At 64.1% G+C, this 16,655-nt stretch carries 18 protein-coding genes and 1 pseudogene; 12 read left to right on the top strand and 7 right to left on the bottom strand.

Going from position 1 to position 16,655, the window contains the following annotated elements:
* The first annotated feature begins 665 nt into the window (after positions 1–665).
* Complete coding sequence (locus NP3_RS12680; protein ID WP_157124278.1) at positions 666–998, top strand: hypothetical protein; 333 nt, start codon at positions 666–668, stop codon at positions 996–998.
* 106 nt (positions 999–1,104) lie between these two features.
* Here NP3_RS12680 and NP3_RS49070 read toward each other — a convergent pair whose 3' ends face one another.
* Positions 1,105–1,731 (bottom strand): hypothetical protein, encoded by a 627-nt coding sequence (locus tag NP3_RS49070; protein WP_169814490.1) that lies wholly within the window; start codon positions 1,729–1,731, stop codon positions 1,105–1,107.
* Between the two features lie 537 nt (positions 1,732–2,268).
* Here NP3_RS49070 and NP3_RS49075 point away from each other — a divergent pair.
* Positions 2,269–3,180, top strand: a complete 912-nt coding sequence (locus NP3_RS49075) for a CHAT domain-containing protein (protein ID WP_169814491.1) — start codon at positions 2,269–2,271, stop codon at positions 3,178–3,180.
* Positions 3,181–3,638: 458 nt separating this feature from the next.
* Here the strand turns inward: NP3_RS49075 and NP3_RS12690 are convergent, their stop codons facing one another.
* Entirely contained in the window at positions 3,639–4,577 is a 939-nt protein-coding gene (locus NP3_RS12690; RefSeq protein ID WP_063040918.1) for a DMT family transporter, read from the bottom strand.
* A gap of 156 nt (positions 4,578–4,733) precedes the next feature.
* Here NP3_RS12690 and NP3_RS12695 point away from each other — a divergent pair, with 156 nt between their 5' ends.
* The 3 genes from NP3_RS12695 to NP3_RS12710 all read left to right on the top strand — a co-directional run bounded on the left by NP3_RS12695 (position 4,734) and on the right by NP3_RS12710 (position 7,661).
* Positions 4,734–5,186, top strand: a complete 453-nt coding sequence (locus tag NP3_RS12695; protein WP_063040920.1) for an Lrp/AsnC family transcriptional regulator — start codon at positions 4,734–4,736, stop codon at positions 5,184–5,186.
* A 1,116-nt stretch (positions 5,187–6,302) separates the two neighbouring features.
* Entirely contained in the window at positions 6,303–6,536 is a 234-nt protein-coding gene (locus tag NP3_RS12705) for a hypothetical protein (protein ID WP_063824756.1), read from the top strand.
* 147 nt (positions 6,537–6,683) lie between these two features.
* Entirely contained in the window at positions 6,684–7,661 is a 978-nt protein-coding gene (locus NP3_RS12710; RefSeq protein ID WP_245720909.1) for a fatty acid desaturase family protein, read from the top strand.
* 127 nt (positions 7,662–7,788) lie between these two features.
* Here the strand turns inward: NP3_RS12710 and NP3_RS12715 are convergent, their stop codons facing one another.
* Positions 7,789–8,076: a putative quinol monooxygenase gene (locus NP3_RS12715; RefSeq protein WP_063040926.1), complete on the bottom strand. Its 288-nt coding sequence runs from the start codon at positions 8,074–8,076 to the stop codon at positions 7,789–7,791.
* 145 nt (positions 8,077–8,221) lie between these two features.
* Between NP3_RS12715 and NP3_RS47870 the strand changes: the two genes are divergently transcribed.
* The 4 genes from NP3_RS47870 to NP3_RS12730 all read left to right on the top strand — a co-directional run bounded on the left by NP3_RS47870 (position 8,222) and on the right by NP3_RS12730 (position 9,947).
* Positions 8,222–8,392 (top strand): hotdog family protein, encoded by a 171-nt coding sequence (locus NP3_RS47870; protein ID WP_157124279.1) that lies wholly within the window; start codon positions 8,222–8,224, stop codon positions 8,390–8,392.
* Positions 8,389–9,021, top strand: a complete 633-nt coding sequence (locus NP3_RS12720; protein WP_063040928.1) for an enoyl-CoA hydratase-related protein — start codon at positions 8,389–8,391, stop codon at positions 9,019–9,021. The genes NP3_RS47870 and NP3_RS12720 overlap by 4 nt, the downstream gene beginning before the upstream one ends.
* Before the next feature lie 327 nt (positions 9,022–9,348).
* Positions 9,349–9,750, top strand: a complete 402-nt coding sequence (locus NP3_RS12725; protein WP_157124280.1) for a hypothetical protein — start codon at positions 9,349–9,351, stop codon at positions 9,748–9,750.
* Positions 9,747–9,947, top strand: a complete 201-nt coding sequence (locus NP3_RS12730; RefSeq protein WP_063040932.1) for a DUF6186 family protein — start codon at positions 9,747–9,749, stop codon at positions 9,945–9,947. The genes NP3_RS12725 and NP3_RS12730 overlap by 4 nt, the downstream gene beginning before the upstream one ends.
* A gap of 86 nt (positions 9,948–10,033) precedes the next feature.
* Here the strand turns inward: NP3_RS12730 and NP3_RS12735 are convergent, their stop codons facing one another.
* From NP3_RS12735 to kduI, 4 genes are all read right to left on the bottom strand, one after another.
* Positions 10,034–11,497, bottom strand: a complete 1,464-nt coding sequence (locus NP3_RS12735; RefSeq protein WP_063040934.1) for a short-chain fatty acid transporter — start codon at positions 11,495–11,497, stop codon at positions 10,034–10,036.
* Positions 11,498–11,686: 189 nt separating this feature from the next.
* The gene (locus tag NP3_RS12740; RefSeq protein ID WP_169814492.1) at positions 11,687–12,475 is read right to left on the bottom strand and encodes an IclR family transcriptional regulator; all 789 of its coding nucleotides are present in this window, start codon (positions 12,473–12,475) and stop codon (positions 11,687–11,689) included.
* Entirely contained in the window at positions 12,472–13,230 is a 759-nt protein-coding gene (locus NP3_RS12745) for an SDR family oxidoreductase (protein WP_063040938.1), read from the bottom strand. Before NP3_RS12745 ends, NP3_RS12740 begins: the two co-directional genes overlap by 4 nt.
* Positions 13,227–14,045 carry a 5-dehydro-4-deoxy-D-glucuronate isomerase gene (gene kduI / locus NP3_RS12750; RefSeq protein WP_063040940.1) on the bottom strand — a complete coding sequence of 273 codons (819 nt, stop codon included), beginning with the start codon at positions 14,043–14,045 and terminating at the stop codon, positions 13,227–13,229. The genes NP3_RS12745 and kduI overlap by 4 nt, the downstream gene beginning before the upstream one ends.
* 125 nt (positions 14,046–14,170) lie before the next feature.
* Here kduI and NP3_RS12755 point away from each other — a divergent pair, with 125 nt between their 5' ends.
* The 3 genes and pseudogenes from NP3_RS12755 to NP3_RS12765 all read left to right on the top strand — a co-directional run.
* Entirely contained in the window at positions 14,171–15,475 is a 1,305-nt protein-coding gene (locus tag NP3_RS12755; protein ID WP_084508525.1) for an ABC transporter substrate-binding protein, read from the top strand.
* Entirely contained in the window at positions 15,472–16,359 is an 888-nt protein-coding gene (locus NP3_RS12760; RefSeq protein ID WP_218024847.1) for a carbohydrate ABC transporter permease, read from the top strand. Before NP3_RS12755 ends, NP3_RS12760 begins: the two co-directional genes overlap by 4 nt.
* Positions 16,356–16,655 (top strand): annotated as a pseudogene (locus NP3_RS12765) (hypothetical protein); the annotation flags it as partial. The gene NP3_RS12760 and the pseudogene NP3_RS12765, both read left to right, overlap by 4 nt.

Raw genomic sequence — 16,655 nt, forward strand, 5'->3', positions numbered from 1 at the left:
CCGCGGTCGGACTGTGGGCCGAGAGTTACCGAGCTGCCGCGGTCGTCTTCGTCGCCGTCCTGGTAGCGAATCTGCTTGCGATCAGGTTCGGGCACCTGACCTTGTGAGCACTTCACGTGATGCGTCGCACGATCCGAAACATCAATGCCGCCGAGTTCCGCGTCTCGCGACGACGGCGTTCACCGTCACTGCACTGTCGAAAGTCTTTCGCGCAGGGGCGGATTGGAAGTTAGACTCGTCATTATGCTGGATTCGTTGTTGACCGGTATCGGCATCGCGGCTCTGCTCGCAGTCCTCGGTGCGGCATATATGGCGTTCCTTCTCCTACGTGGCCGCAAGAAGTAGCGGCCACGCGTCCGGGCGGATGAGATACCAACTGAGGTGGCGCACATAATCTTTCGGCCATACTGACCGGAAGATCCGGAAAGACGTGTATTCGACGGGGACTCTCGGCCCGCCGGATTGGGCCGTCCCGCATTTTTCGAGGGGGAACCGCCGAATTGGCAAGGTCGGATTCAGCGGTGCGGCAGTACGCGGAACTGGCCAGCGTGTCGTGGTGGCGAGTCTATCGATTTGCTGGTCCCCGCACGTTGTGTGTCGATACTGGAACTGTTCGGGGCGTTTGAGATTCATGATGCAGTGAGGGGCGCATGGCTGTAATTCGTGTGACGGTGCCGCAGGAGCTGGCTGAGGCGATAGCCGATCTGGAGGGGGTGGACCGGGTCGAGGCGCGCCGCAGTAGTTGGCAGATCACGGCCGATGTTTTGACCGGCGCTACAACGACTCTCGCGCTGTTGCAAGCGCCGCAAACGATGGCGGATGTGGCGAGAAGGATCCATTCCTTGTTCAAGCGACGGGGACGAGACGGTGGGCCGATCACTGTCGAGGCGACGGGGCCGCGTGGTCAGCTCAGAGTGAAGTTCTCCGAGGACTCCGATATCGAGGAAATCGCAGAATTGCTTCGAAACACTATCTTCGATGCAGGGGATCAGTCCTAGGGTGGCTGGGCTCTTCCGTCGGCGTGGTTCGGCTCATGGCTTTGCGACCGAACCGCTGGAGGCGGTCAGCGGACCGGTATTGGTCGAGTTGCGTTCTGCTGCGCGTTTATTCGATCTGCTCAGTCGTAGTCCGATATTCCAGCAGGACATCGCCTACGCGCGTGATGTCCTGATCGAGACGGCCGAGGGCGGACCGGCCAGCCACCTGTCCGGGGTGGTCACGGCGACTGTGGCGGCGCGGATTCAGCAGCTTTACACGATCCGTGGATACGAGGATCTGGCCGCTGGCATTGCCCGGGATTTCCACACTTTGGGGCAAGCTATCTCCGATGCGAATCTGAAGTGCTTGTCCCAGGCGCTCGATTCGAACCGGATCCATCATGCGGACAGCACTGCGGTTTCGGCGGTCGTGGAGGCGATCCTTGTGCAGATCGAGAATCTGGCGCCGAGCGAACTCCAGTCCGAAGCGCTTCGCTCGGCTGCCGCTGCTGCTCACGATAATGGGATCTTCCCTCTGCTGAAGCGAGTGCTCGTCGCGGCCAAAGAGCGTTCGCACAGCTTGGGATACCGCGCACTGTTCAACTTCTACCGTGGTCAGATGCCGTTGACCAGGCGCGACGCCGACGTCTACGGTCCGCTGCGCGCTCAGTATCTTGCGGAGTTCGCGGGTGTCGAACGTTCCGATCCCGCAGCGCGACACATCGAGCGTATGGCCCGGTGGGTGCAAAGCCACGACGCATCGCCTGGCTCGGCTTTCTCCGGTGATCGGACATTACCCGCTCGGGCGGCTCGGGCAGCCGATGCCGGTGACCATCATGCCGTCGCGGAGCTATATGCCCGTCTCGTCGAGCAAGCAAATACTCCTGACCAGGCCGCCACGGCCCGTTTGATCTCCGAGATGGCATTGCTGCATTCGGGACAGCTGTACAGGCCGGACGAGTTTCGACTCAGTATGGTCAGACTGGCCAACGACCACGTGACCATGGCTAAGTCGTTGCTGCCGGTCGACAGCCTTTTGGTCGACTATTGTTCGGCGGCCCGGCGGATGGACCGTAGTCATCGCGGCTCCAATATCGCGGCACAGGCCGCAGACTTCGCCGGAGATGTCCGTCTCGGGGTTGCGTTGGACCACCGCTATGCGAACCTGTCCACGGCGACTCGAGCACTGACCGATCTCGCAGCGGTCGACGCCCTGCAGCGCGATCCCGAAGTACTGGACATCGCCGATCTGAAATCCTTCCTTCCGGACGCGTCGATAGTCTGGGTGACCATGTCGCACGACATCGTGGACGATCCTGGTAGTCAGCCCTACGGAAGCTACCTGCACGTCACCACGTTGGCGGCTACCTCGGCAGTGTGTGAGGTCGAAGAGGCCACCCTTTCCTCGGAGCAGGTCGACCTGATCGAAGCCGCGATCGGTGTGTCCTCCGAGGACCTGGAAGACGAGCAGTTGACGTGGCTGTCGGAACGCCTGTTCCAACATCTCGAACCCGAAAGTGTGGGCGCGGGTGTTTACATCATTCCTGATCAGCCTTCATGGGAATTGTGTTGGCCACGGCTTCTTCCCGAATTCGTTTCCCAGTTCTGTGTCGCTCCCTCGGTCGCCTCGGTCATGCGACTGACTCCGATCACTTCCGCTCCACATCCGAGGATCATCGGCCTGTTCAACGAGAACCTGTACGGTTCGCAATGCGAAATCGAGGCACTACGCCGCTTGAATAACGACGGCCGCATCAGCTTTCGCCAAGCTCGCAACTTCGCGGACCTCGGCACGGCTCTGCGGTCGGGCACCTACGATTTGCTGGCTATCAGTGCTCACGGAACTCGTTCCGAAGGTTTCGAGTTCGAGATCGATCTCGGAACTGAAAAGCTTCCTCTCGCAGACTTTCTGACGCTGCCACTGCCGAATACGGTCAGTCTCGGCTGCTGCTGGTCGGCTCGATCGCCGGAAGCTTCGCACTCGGTTGTTGCGTCTTTGGCATGCATCCTCGCCGGTGCATCCCTGGTAGTAGGCGGACTCTGGGATCTCGATGATCGGAGTTCGGGCGCGCTGCTCGCTGCCGTCTATGAAGCACACGCTGGAGGCGCTGCGCTACCAATCGCGTTCCGGCGTGCGTTCTCGGCCCAACTTCCGAATATTCGAAAGCCCGCCGCGGGTATGTGTCTGTTCGGCCGCTGGTAGGACCGTGTCCTCACCGCCGTACCGGCGTCGGCAGGCCCTCGTTGGACCACCCGAGGGTGCGGGGCCCGAGAACAACCGTTCGTACGGTAGCCGTGGCAGCAGCAGACATTCCTCGACCGCATGGTGGATCAATTCGATTGTGAACCAACGCTTTCGTGTCCAATCGTGGATCACATTGCGTGCCGCGACCAGGGTGGCGGCGTAGTCGAAGGCCATGCCGCCCAGCCAGATTCGCAGGTGCACATCACTGCCGGACCGGAGCCGCGCGTCGGCTGTCATGGGCTGGGCATCCTCGGGCGACGTCGATGAATACCGCGGTCGAATCGTAGACCATCACATGCTCCTGACTATTTCATCATATGTGATCTATCCTTCAGTTAACTATGCTCAGCTCGCGGCGTCAAGGCGACCGTGCCCGCTCCGAGGCGCGAGCCCGCGGATTCCCGGGCCGGACTCTTTCATGCGCACTCGCCGACTGGGGTCGGCTCGGAAACCGCGGCCTTCTCGACCGCCGTTCGGCGCTCGATCAACCCGACTGTCACACCGGCGACGATGGTCACGCCGCCGAAGACCTGTCCGAGCCCGACCGCCTCGCCGTTGATTCCCACAGCACCCAGCACGCCGAACACCGGTACCAGGTTGAGGATGTTGACCGCGACGCTCGAGGTCAACCGGCGCAGACCGTAGTTGTAGAGAAGGAAGCCACCGACGGAACATGCCACGGCCAGATAGGCGAGCAGCGCTGAGGCCGTGGCGTCCGGGACCCGCCAGTCCCCGATCTCGAAGAGCGAGGCGAGTAGGAACCCGGCGGCACCCGCCACGGTCTGGTGGTAGGTGAGATTCACCGCGTCCTGCCCGCGCCCCGCGTACTTGCCCAGCACGTTGTACCCGGCCCACACCAGCCCGCCGAGCAGCAGCAGGACATCACCGGACCAGCGCCCGCTGCCTCCGACTTCCGCCCCGTTGCGCACGACCAGGAAGGCTCCCGTCGTGGCGAGCAGCACGCCACCGATCCGCAGGGGCGGCATTCCGGCTCGGCAGACCACCAGCTCCACCAGCATGGTCATCAGCGGGTAGGTGGCCACGATCAAAGAGGCGTCGGAAGCGGTCGACAGTTCGACGCCGATGTTCTCCAGCACGAAGTAGACCGTGATGCCGAGTACGCCGCTCAGGTAGATCATCCGTCGCTGACGGGCATCCGGCCGCGCGACCGGATTGCGGCGCATGCGCACCATGATTCCGAGTAGCACGGCGGCGAGCGTGAAGCGGATGGCCCCGATGGTCAACGGCCCGACGTCCGCCAGCACCTGCTTGGTCACCGCGTACGAACTGCTCCAGAACAGCGCGGCCGCCACGACCGAACAGATCGCCGAGATCCTGGTCCTGCGCTCGTCCACCCCTGATGTCCCTTCCCATCCGAATTTCCATCTCCGCCCGACCGCATAGTGGAGAAGCGCATCATGAACGGAACTACAGCGTGCAAGCTAGCAATTAGTCCGGGAACATGGCATGCTTGCCGAACGAAATTCGGCTGCATGCGAGTGAGACGAAACATGGATGAACTAGATTCGGCGTTGCTGCGGCTTCTGCAGCAAGACGGTCGGCGCACCAACCGGGACCTGGCGCAGGAGTTGGGCATTGCACCCTCCACATGCCTGGAACGGGTGCGTTCCCTCCGTGAGCGCGGTGTGCTGCTCGGATTTCACGCCGAGGTGGACCTACCCTCGATCGGCCGTGGGCTGCAGGCGATCATCGCCGTGCGGGTACGGCCGCCGACGCGTGCGATCATCGAGCAGTTCCAGGCCTTCGTGGCACGGATGCCGGAGGTGATCGGAGTCTTCGTGCTCACGGGCACCGAGGACTTCCTGCTTCATGTGGCGGTTCGCGACACCGACCATCTGCACGCGGTGGTCCTGGACAAGCTGACCGTGCGGCAGGAGCTCGCGGACGTACGCACCTCGGTGGTTTACGGGCACCTGCGAAAGAGCGTCATCGAGCCGATTTGAGGCTCTCCCGATCGGTCCTTTGCTTACCGGCGACGGTCAGCCCGCGACGAACCGAAATATAAGTCCGACAATTAACAGGCAAACCCGATGCGAATCGTAATTTCGGATGCCGGATCGGCGATGGATAGACCGAAAGTCGAGTCCCAGCGGCCGGGTGGGATCTGGTTCTCGGTCGACAGGGTATGTCGTCGACCTTCGTGAACGAGCTCGTCGTCGCTGGTCACATGGGTTCGAGGTCGATGGGAGTGCGAGATGCGAGCATCCGAAGCCACGGTAATCGCCCGTCTTATTCAGAGTCGGAGTTACCTAATTTGCCGACCGGAATACTCATAACGGATCGAACGGGCGCCATGGACATGCGGCAAGCTGTCGCCTATGCTCGGAGATATTCCGAAGTCGTCGATATGGCTGTCGGATATGAATATTCGAGTCCAAAATCTCTTTTCGTATGAAGGGGATATATCTATGGGCACAAGCACACACAGGGCACCCGACCCGCGTCGACAGAAGGTGGTCTCGATTGTCGTGGCGGGAGCGGTTCCACTGGCGCTCGTGCTCGGGGGAACTGCGATCGCGAACGTCGGTGCTACGTCGGCCACAGTGACCCGGTCCGTCTACGCACTGCCCGAGCCGCCTCCGCCGCACGTGCCTTCGCCCGAAGAGCCTCTGCTCGAGCAGCAGCACCCACGGCCCGAGCCGGAGCAGACCCAGCCCGAGCAGCCGCCCGATCAGACCAGGCCTGACCAGCCAGCTCAGTGATTAGTGGGCCGAGGCGTCGAACGTACGTCCCTGATCGGCCCACGGCAGCGTCGCGAACTCGAAGTCGAGGTCCGCGAGTATGAACACGCCTGCCATTGATCCTCTGCGCGTCGCGGAACGCCGCCAGCGCACTCTTACGACTCCGAGCTCGTAGCGTGCTCCGGCTGTGCGGTGTCTTCGGCATGTCGATTGCACCCCGGCCGGGCTGCCCGTGCGCCCGGTCCTCAGTTACCGATCGTTAAGGTTCCTGCAAGGCCGACTGGCGAGGATGGGGGACCAAACCCTCAATCTATCAATGGATTTCATATGCGCTCAGACTCCGATACCGACCGAGATCGCCGAAATCGGAAAGACCCGATGCATAACACCCGATTCCGCGCCTCGGTGATCACCTTGGCGCTCGCAGTAGCCGCCGGACTCGGTGTCACCGCGTGCGGCAAGACGGAACGCTGGTGCGAACGAGACCAAGACGATGTTGTAGTCGAAAACTGGCACTGCGAGCAAAACCTGGCGGGCTTCGAGTGGGAGCCCGACCACGACAAGCCGAAGACAAAGAAGAAGCCGAACAAGGCGAAGAAACAGACCAGATAACCGCTCTGCCCCACTGCCCGGCCGATCCGAAGCAGGCCGCCGCAGCCGCGCCAAGGTGAACCGTGTCCGGCCATTCGATGAAAAGATCGAGTGTTCTTGGTCGGCAGCATATTTCGACCTCGGCCGATTCTTGTCGGGGGTGGCACGATGAGCCGTGGCAGGCTCGATGCGAACGAGGGCAGCAGAATGACCGAGGTGCGCACCCGTGACAGGATTCGCGGGTCCCGGGGACCGGCGCGACCGGCTCGGGCTATCAATGGTTGGTTGATCGGCATCGCTGTTGGTCTCGCGTTGTTCCAGATGTTCTTGCTGCCGCTGGTGTTGCTGCCACGCGGCGCGATGTGGGGCTGGACGCTGGTGGTCATGGTTTTGTCGACTACACCGTTCTGGTCGCTGATCCATGAGGCCATCCACGGCAGCCTGATTCGCGGGCGTGGGGCCAACGACGCTTGTGGGCGTGTGCTGGGGGTGCTGTACGGTTCACCGTTCGCGATGCTCAAGGCGGGCCATCTGCTGCATCACCGGTACAGCAGGACACGGGAGCGCACCGAGATCTACGACCCCGCGACATCCAGTTGGGTGCAGGCAGCGCCCGGGTACTACCTGCGGCTGTTCGGCGGTCTGTACCTGCTCGAGGTCGCGGCGGTGCTGCTGGCCGTGCTGCCTGCCTCGGTGCTACGTCGCCTCGGTCGGCTGATGGACGCACCGGACTCTGTCACGGGGCTGCTTTTCGAACGTATCGCGCAGGCCAGGGTGCTGGGCCGGTTCCGTGTCGATGCGGCTGCGATCGTTGTGCTCTACGCCGCCGCGTTTGTCGCCTACGGTGCGTACGGCTGGATGCTGTTGGCGGCACTGGGCGGGCGTGCGTTGGTTATCTCCCTGTCGGACAACGCTTATCACTACGGCACCGAACTCGACGCACCGCTGGAGGCGATGAACCTGCGAACGCTTCGATCGCTGGAGCGTTTCGCGCTGAGCTTCAACCTGCACGGCGTGCACCACCGGCATCCGGGTCTGCGCTGGTACGAACTGCGTGCGAAGTTCCTGGACGAAGGCGGCCACTACCACCTCGGCTGGGCCACGGCGGCGGCGCGCCAGATCCGCGGCCCTATCAAGCTCCGCTGACGATCAGGTGCTGCGTTCGAACCACCGTGACCGCGGGGTATCAGCCGCCGAAGCATTCATTCGGCAGGTGTACGTGCGGCGAGCTGGATACCCTCTGCGGACGGTTCGGGTCCGCAGAGGGTGGGGTTCAGAGGGTGTCGAAGAACTCGAGCTTCGGGGGTGCGGCCAGAAGTGGCGCCATGAGCTTGCCAGCGGCGCGGAAGTGGTCGGAGCGGGTGTGGGCGTCCAAGGCTTCCTTGTCGGAATAGATTTCGAAGAAGCGGTAATTGTTGGGATCATCCTGGGAGCGGACCAGCTGGTAGACGTGATTGCCGGGTTCGTTGGCCCGGACCTGGGTGACCAGATCGGCGACGACGGATTCGAACTCGGTGCCGGACCCGTCCTTGACGGTCACATCGGCGGTTACTGCGAGCATGGTTCTCCTTGGGGTGAGTGGACTACAGACTGCATGGTTTCATCGATGCTCGGTCGGCGGGCTGGTTGATCGCGCCGTCGATCAGCGCGGTCATGATCTGTTCGGCGGTGCAGTCGCTGGTCGGCACCGAACTGGAGAGCAGTCCGTGGCAGCAGCTCCGGTGCCGGTGGACGCCAAGGTGCGTGGCGTGATTCGCCTCGAATCGCTGAGCCGCACACCGCACGGCGCGCAGGTCGTATTCGGCGTAACGATCGAGCGTGAAGGTGCCGATAAGCCGTCGTGTGTAGCCGAAGTGATCAGTCTTCTCATCGAGTGACGATCACCATCGAAGACCCCTCGCCGGGCATCCGTGTCTTGACGATCGACCGCCCCCGCAAACGCAACGCTCTCGACGTCGACACCTGCCGTCAGCTGGCCGTCGCCATCGAGAGCGTGGATCAGGACCCGAGCGTGCGCGCGGTGGTGATCACCGGGCGCGGTGCGATGTTCACCGCCGACAACGAGCTCGCGGACTTCCGCGACGGCCCAGGCCTTCAGAACGCCGTGACCCTGCTACGAGCGCTGGTCAACTCGGATACGCCCATCATCGCCGCAGTCGAGGGCATCGTCGTCGGCGTCGGCGTAACCATGCTGCTGCACTGTGATTTCGCTTTTGCGGGTCGCTCGACCGTATTCTCGCGGCCTTTCGTCGAACTGGGACCGACTGCGGAAGGTGGGGCCGGTCTGCTGCTGCCGCAGGTGGCCGCCTCGGAAAAGGCGGCCGAAATGTTGTTGTCGGGCGATAAGTTCGGTGCGGGCCGAGCCGAGCGCGCCGGATTGCTGAGCCGGGTCGTCGAGGACGGCCACGCGTTGCATGCGGCCATCGAAACAGCTGAAGAGCTGCGCGAGTTGTCCGCCGAATCGGTGACGATCACCAAACGATTGGTGCGACGAGGTCGTGGCTAAGGGGTGGAAGCGACCCACATGCGGGGCCGAGCTGCAATTGCGTGATCGAGCGCAGGCCGTGCTGGCAGCACGCGATGCGGGACTCGAACCGCGGCCTCGTATGTGAGGTCGGCATCACTGCTGACCATTCGGCGGCGACGAGTTGACCAAACGCGGCAGGACCGGCATCGCGAGCCGGGTCCGACAGCACGAATCCGGTGCCGTGTGGTCGGTGAGGATGCTGCTGACGCGATGGATGCGCTCGGTGCTGTGCGTGGTCGGCGACCGGCCGCGGTGTCGGTGCCACCGAACGCCCGAATTCGGTGCTCAGGGGCTTATTCTGCCCAGGTGACAGGGGAACCGGCACGACCCTTTCGGCGGATGCTGCTGCTGGCCGTCGTGGTTGTGCTGGCGGTGGGCGGGGCCGCGACTCGGCCGTTCAGTTGGCAGGCAACCGTGCTGGTGGCGGTCCCGGTGATCGTGGTGTCTGAGTTGGCGTTCCGCTCGCGACCCGAGCAGATTCCACCCACCGTCCGGCTGCGGCGCGGGGTGGTCGTTTGGTCGACGCTGCTGGTCGTCGCGTCAGTGTGGGAAGTGTATGCCTTTGTGCGGCAACCGGATTGGACGCGAGCAAGTGAGCTGCACCCGACCTTGTCGACGCTGCTGGATCCGGCGCTCGAGCAGTTGCCGCTGCGGCTGGCCGGATGGCTGGTGTGGCTGGGTGCTGGCTGGTGGTTGGTGTCGAGATGAGCGATCGGGTGATCGTCATCGTCGGGTTCTTGGTGGTGCTGGTGATCGCGCTCGGCATGGTCGTGGTCACGCATGTGCATCGGGATCTGGTCGCGCCCCTGGGGGAAACGATCGCGTACCTCACGGGCAATCGGGTGGCGCGGATTGTCGCTGTGCTCGTGTGGGCGTGGGTCGGCTGGCACTTTCTCGTCAGGTAGCGGGAGGCTCGTCGAGGTCCGATGTCGTGAGATAGCCGAAGAGGCAATCGAATACGCCGATGCCCCGAAGGGGCCGCTGGCCGGGGTCACGGGGTGGCGGGCAGGATCGGGGGCACGTATTCGAATGTCATGCCGAGCAGCCATACGAGCAGCAGAACCACCGGCAGGTGGAACAGGAACTGCAGGAACGTGAATCCGACGAGGTCGCGTGCCCGCAGTTTGAGCACGGCCAGCAGCGGCAGCATGAAGAACGGGTTGATGAGGTTCGGCAGCGCCTCGGCCACGTTGTAGATCTGCACCGTCCAGCCGAGGTTCATGTGGACATCAGTTGATGCCTGCATCACGTAAGGGGCTTCGACCAGCCATTTTCCACCGCCGGACGGGACGAAGACGCCGAGTACCACGGTGTAGAGGGCGATGACGACGGCAAAGCTTCCGCCGCCGCCGATGCTGGTGAAGAAGTGCGCGAGGTATTCGGAGATGGTGAGGCCGCCCCGGCCTTTGGCTTTGGTGAGGATCGCGGCCATGGCGGCGTACAGCGGGAACTGCACGAGAATTCCGGCCGTGGCGGGTACGGCGAGGGAGATGGCCTGCAAGAACTTGCGCGGGGTCCCGTGCAGCACCAAGCCGAGCATGAGGAAGACGAGCAGATAACCGTTCAGGCTGCTGACCACGGTGAGCACCGGTTTGCTGGTGAGCTGGGAGATCAACCAGCCCACCGTCAACACCGCGGCCAGGACCGGCAGGATGCGGCTGTACTCGAGCCATTCCCCGGGACGGGAGCGTGCAGCCACTTCCGCGGGCTGGTCATCGAGATCGACGTCCAGTTCCTCGGCGGTCTTGATCGCCGCGTCCTTCGGTGCGGAGAAGTGCGCGATCAGCACAGTGAGCGCCATGATGATGGCGCACATGAGCAGGGACTGCCACGTGAAGATCGTGTGCCCGAAGTCGAGGACACCGGTGATTTTCAACAGGGCCGGAGGCAGCGAGGTGGCGGTGGCCTGCAGCTGCGCGGCCGAGGAGGATATGCCCAGCGCCCACACCGCACCCAACCCCATGAACGCCGCCGCGCCCAGCGCGCGATAGTCCACGCGTAGATCGGCCCGACGGGCGATCGCGCGGGCCAGCAGACCGCCGAAGACCAGGCTGAGGCCCCAGTTCAGAAACGATATCGACATCGCGAGGAACGCAACGAAACTCACTGCGCTGCTGGCGGTTCGCGGCAAGGTGGCCAGTCGGTCGATGAGCCGGGCGACGGGTGGGGAGGTGGCGATGACGTACCCGGTGAGCACCACCATCGCCATCTGCAGGGTGAAAGCGGTCAGATCCCAGAAGCCGTCGCCGAATGCGTTCGCGACTGTTCGCGGGGACGAGCCGTTGGCGAGTGCGGCGACGGCCACGATGAATACACCCGCCAGTGCGACGACGTAGGCGTCCGGGAACCACTTCTCCGTCCACCTGGCGAGTGACTGCGCAACTCGCGCGAGACCCTTCTCAGAGCTGGTTGCTTCAACCTTGCCGGGGCTGGTTTCTGTATCGGCGGACGTCATCCCGTCGTTCCTCGTCTTTCTCTCCGCACGAGGTTGCCCGGTGCATGTGACGCACCGCACAAGACTCGCTTGGCGAGTATTGATGTCCCGTTTGTGTCCAGGCAAGAGGGAAAGTTGCAGGTACCGTCTGCAAAAATGCAGAAACATCGGCAGTCCAGGTGACTCGGTTCCGTATGGAATCGACCGCTATCAGCGGCGTTTGCGCGGTACCGAGGCGGGCGCCGCCGAATTGGGCAGGCCGAGTGCGTGCGAGGCGTCGCGGGCGGCGGTGATCAGCAATGGCGCGCAGGCGCGCACCTTCGCGCGATCGAGGTCGAAGGCCAAGGCCGACACGCTGATTCCGCCGACCGGCACACCGTGATGGTCGAGCACGGGGGCGCCGAGGCAGCGGGTGTGCGCCTCGTTCTCCTCGTCGTCGACGGCGTACCCCCGCTCGGCCACGGCGGCGAGATGGGCGATCAGCAGGTCGGGATTGATGATCGTGCGGGGCGTCATGGCGGTGAGCGGAATGCGCGCCAGCACCTCTTGCAACTCCGCCCGGGACAGACCGGACAGGATCGCCTTGCCGATTGCCGTGCAGTGCAACGGAATCGACAAACCGACGCGAGAGCGCATCGCATACGCGCGGTCGCCCTCGAGTTTGTCGACATAGACCGCCTCGTCGCCGGAGCGCAGCGCGAAATGTACGGTGTGCCCGGTCGCCGCGCAGAGCCGCTGCAGAATCGGCCGCACCAGCTGGGTCACCCCGGCCGACTGCCCCGCCAGCGACAGCAGGCGCACACTGGGCAGATATCGGTGATCCGAGTCGACCCGGACCCAGCCGAGGGCGGCCAGCTCTTGCAGAATCCGGTGCACGGTGGAGGTGGAAAGTCCAGTGGCTCTGCTTATTTCACTGATCCCGCGACAGGTCGGCAGTGCCTCGAGCACGAGCACCACCTTGGCGACCGCGCTCGGTGGGGAGTTCGCGACGTGGTTCACCGGGCCATCCATCCCCCGTCCACCACCAGAATGTGGCCGTGCACATAGGCCGCTGCGGGCGTGCAGAGGAAGACGATCGCGCCCGCGATATCCTCGGCCTCGGCCCACCGCCCGACCGGAATACGTTCGGTGACAGCGCGATTGCGAGCGGGATCGGCCCGCAGCGCGGCGGTGTTGGCGGTCGCGACATACCCCGGGGCGATCGCGTTGACCCCGACGCCGAGACCGGCCCATTCCGTGGCCAGTGCCTTCGTCAGCCCCGCAACCGCATGTTTGCTGGCGGTATACGCGGCGACATTGATGCCGCCCTGAAATGACAGCAGCGAGGCGATATTGACGATCCGGCCCGCACCGCGCTCGACCATGGTCGCACCGATGCAGCGCGCCAGTACAAACGCCGCATCGAGGTTGACGTCGAGTACCCGCCGCCATTCGGGAAGCGACACCTGGACCGCCGGACCGCGGCTGATGATTCCGGCATTGTTCACCAGCAGATCGATGCGGTGTTCGGCGGCAAGGGAACTCGCGAGGGCTTCCACGGCGGCGGAGTCGGTGAGGTCTGCGCCCACGGTGCTGCAGGCGCGACCCAGCGCCTCGACCTCGGCGGCCACCGGTGCCAGGCCCGCCCGGTCGCGTCCCCACAGCACGAGATCCGCGCCCGCCGCGGCCAGCGCGAGCGCGGCCGCGCGCCCGATGCCGGTGCGCGCGCCGGTGACGAGGGCGCGCTGCCCGTCCAGCCGGAACGGTCCCGTCACGAAAGTGCCTGCGTCGGTACCAGATCCATATCGTTGTAGGCCAGGTTCTCACCTGCCGTCGACCACACGAACCGGTAGGGCGCGGTGCCCGCGCCGGTGTGCACCGACCAGGGCGGGCTGATCACCGCCTGCCGGTCGGCGACGATGATGCTGCGCGTGCGGGCCGGTTCGCCGCACAGGTGCACGACGCGTTCGGCCGGATCGAGACCGAAGTAGAGATAGATTTCGGTGCGCCGGTCGTGGGTGTGACAGGGCATGGTGTTCCATACGCTGCCCGGCTCCAGCGTGGTGATGCCGAGTGCCAGTTCACAGGAACGTGCCCCGTCCTCGTGCACATATTTGCGCAGTGTTCGCTCGCTCGCCTTGTGTGCTTCGCCGATTCGCACGGATTCGGCGTCGTCACGGGTGATCAGGGTGGTCGGGTGCGCCAGATGCGCAGGGGCGGAGACGATGTAGAACACCGCGTCGCCCGCCACGCTCACGCTTGTGGTGCCCTGCCCGACGTAGACGATGTCCTCGGCGGACACCGAATGCAACGTGGCGTCGGTAGTGACCGAGCCGACACCGTCCAGACAGACAATGCCCAGTTCGCGTCGGTCGCAAAGGTTTTCGGCGCGCAGTTCCGGCGGTGGTGTGAGTGCGAGCTCGGCGCCGTCCGGTACCGCACCGCCGATCAGTAGCCGGTCGTGATGCGACAGCGTGAAACGGACTTCGCCAGGCGCGAAGAGATCCGTGACGAGAAATCGTTCGCGTAGTTCTTCCGGTGCGAGCCTTGCCATTTCCCCTGGACTGGTGGCGTAACGGACATCGGTCATCGAGCTCACCTCTGGTTTCCCGTCTGACAGAAAGTGCTTTCCCTCACATAGAAAGCTGGAGGAGTATGCCGTACCAGGCAAGGCCGCGGCAAGGGCGCCGCACCCCGCGAGCAAGGAGCGGTTGAATGCGAATCAAGGCACGGATAATCGGATCGATTGCGGCTGGGTTGCTTGCGTTGACCGCCGCTTGCGCACCCGGCGAACAGGAGTCGAACGCCCCGGCAGGCCCGGTGTCGGTCGATTTCACCGCTTTCAAGGGCAAACACCTGACCTACGTGTACTTCACCGACGGACCCGATCTGGACGCGACCAAGGCGGCCATCGCCGGATTCGAGCAGGACACCGGCGCCACCGTCGATCTGCAGGTGGTCCCGTTCGCCCAGCTGAACACCGCATTGCAGGCGCGCATCGCGTCGAACACCGCGCCCGAGGTCGCCCGGGTCCAGGACTGGCACCCGTACCAGGGGGAACTGCTCGACTTCACCAACTACTTCGGCAAGTCCTATGTCGACGAATTCACCGACGGTGCAGTGGCGGTCAGCCGCGACGATGCCGGACACCTGTACGCGGTCCCCAGCGACCAGACCATCAACGGCCCATTCGTCAATGCCGACGCGTTCGCCAAAGCCGGTGTGCCGGTGCCGGATTCGACGACGAAGCGCTCCTGGGCGCAGTTCGTGGACGACGCGGCCAAGGTGGCCGCCGCCAACGGTATGCCGTACGCGCTCACCATGGACGTATCGGGCAACCGGCTCAGCACCGTGCTCAGCCAGTACGGCACCACCCTGATCGGCGCGGACGGTCAGGTCGGACTCGATCAGGCCAAGGCGGAGCAGGCGCTCGGCATGGTGAACGACCTGCTGCAGTCGGGCAAGATGTCCAAGGATTTCTGGCTCGGCGCGGGTACCAACTACAAGGGCGGCAACGACGCGTTCCTGGCCGGGCAGGCGCCGGTGTATCTGTCCGGGCCCTGGCAGGTCGGCGCATTCGCGAAATCGGCGCCGTTCTCCTGGGCCGCCGTGCCCAACCCGTGCGCGGCTGAATGCGGCGGATTTCCGGGCATGAAGGTGATGGTGGCCTTCGCCCGCAGTAAGGAGCCCACGTTGGGCGCCGCGTTCGTCCAGTGGATGAACCGTGCGGAGAACCAGCGCGAGATCGATAAGACCGCCTTCTGGCTGCCGACCCGCAAGGATCTGGTGGCGTCCGGGGTGCAATACCCCTCCCACGACGCGGACATGAACACCTTCATCGGTCAGATAGGTGCTACTCCGGCGGTGGATTTCACAGCGGCCGCCAGCCCTGCCTTCACTGGTGCGGCAAACGCACTGATAAAGGAGTTCGGCAAAGTCGTCGCCGGGCAGGAGAGCGTCGCCGAGTGCGTGCGGAATCTGCGCACCCAGATCGCCGACATCATCAAGGCCTCGAAATGATCGCAGGCAGGCGCCGGATCAATCGGCGCAAGGTGGCGCCCTATCTGTTCGTGCTGCCCAATATGGTGATCTTCGGGCTGTTCACGATTTGGCCCGCGCTCAACGGCTTCAATCTCAGTTTCTACGACAGCAATAACGGCCGGACTTTCCACGCCGTCGGGACCGACAACTACCGGCGGATCGCCGACAGCTCCGAATTCTGGGACGTGGCGCGGCAGACAGTAGTGTTCGTCGTGTCGTTCGTGATCGTGAGCACGGTCCTCGCGACGGCACTTGCCCTGCTGCTGAACAAGCAGCGGCGCGGGCGGGGTGCGTTGAGCGCGGCGTACTTCCTGCCGATCGTGGTCTCGCCGGTGGTGGTCGGACTGATCTGGAATGCCGCGCTGCAACGGCAGACCGGACTGGTGAATTCGGTTATCAGTGCGCTGGGCTTCGGCCATCCCGGCTGGCTCGTCGATCCGCACCTGTCGCTGGTGTCGGTGATCACCGTCGGCGTCTGGATCCACCTGGGTTTCTACACCATGATTATGCTGTCGGGCCTGCAGTCCATCGACGATTCGATCTACGAGGCCGCCACCATCGACGGCGCGAACAGCTGGCAGCTGATCACGAACATCACGCTGCCGCTGGTGCGGCCGACGACGATGGTGGTCGTCACGTTGTCGACCATCGCAGGATTCCAGGCGTTCGATTTCATCTATACCCTGACCGGCGGCGGTCCGGTGGGAGCGACGACGCTCATCGTTCAGTACATCTACACCAACGGATTTCACGCGCCGATCAGCTACGGCTTGGCCAGTGCGGCGGCGGTGATCCTGTTCCTGGTGGTCTTCGCGGTGACGTTCATGAACTATCTGGTCGGTCGGCGGCGGGAGGCGATATGAGCGCGCTCGCCACCGTCGCGCCGCGCGCCGGGACGTGGACCTCGACCACGGGGCGCACGCCGCCGGTCGGCGCCATCGTGCGCACGACGGTGCTCACGGTCGGCGCGATCATCATGGTCGCACCGTTGATCTGGGCCGGGCTGTCCTCGTTCAAAGGTCAGGCCGAACTGGCCGCGCAGCCGCCGACGCTGTATCCGCACGATGTCACCTTCGACAACTACAGCACCGGTCTGACCGCATTCGACTTCCCGCGGTATCTGCTCAACAGCACGATCGTCACCGTCTCGGCGACGCTG

The organism is Nocardia pseudovaccinii NBRC 100343 (assembly GCF_001613225.1).
Taxonomy (GTDB): Bacteria; Actinomycetota; Actinomycetes; order Mycobacteriales; family Mycobacteriaceae; genus Nocardia; species Nocardia pseudovaccinii.

Bases quoted from the DNA above. Each gene is read 5' to 3' on its own strand.
- NP3_RS49075 (WP_169814491.1), top strand. From the start codon at position 2,269: ATGTCGCACGACATCGTGGACGATCCTGGTAGTCAGCCCTACGGAAGC.
- NP3_RS12695 (WP_063040920.1), top strand. From the start codon at position 4,734: ATGGATGAACTAGATTCGGCGTTGCTGCGGCTTCTGCAGCAAGACGGT.
- NP3_RS12705 (WP_063824756.1), top strand. From the start codon at position 6,303: ATGCATAACACCCGATTCCGCGCCTCGGTGATCACCTTGGCGCTCGCA.
- NP3_RS12710 (WP_245720909.1), top strand. From the start codon at position 6,684: ATGAGCCGTGGCAGGCTCGATGCGAACGAGGGCAGCAGAATGACCGAG.
- NP3_RS12715 (WP_063040926.1), bottom strand. From the start codon at position 8,076: ATGCTCGCAGTAACCGCCGATGTGACCGTCAAGGACGGGTCCGGCACC.
- NP3_RS12730 (WP_063040932.1), top strand. From the start codon at position 9,747: ATGAGCGATCGGGTGATCGTCATCGTCGGGTTCTTGGTGGTGCTGGTG.
- NP3_RS12735 (WP_063040934.1), bottom strand. From the start codon at position 11,497: ATGACGTCCGCCGATACAGAAACCAGCCCCGGCAAGGTTGAAGCAACC.
- kduI (WP_063040940.1), bottom strand. From the start codon at position 14,045: ATGACCGATGTCCGTTACGCCACCAGTCCAGGGGAAATGGCAAGGCTC.
- NP3_RS12755 (WP_084508525.1), top strand. From the start codon at position 14,171: ATGCGAATCAAGGCACGGATAATCGGATCGATTGCGGCTGGGTTGCTT.
- NP3_RS12760 (WP_218024847.1), top strand. From the start codon at position 15,472: ATGATCGCAGGCAGGCGCCGGATCAATCGGCGCAAGGTGGCGCCCTAT.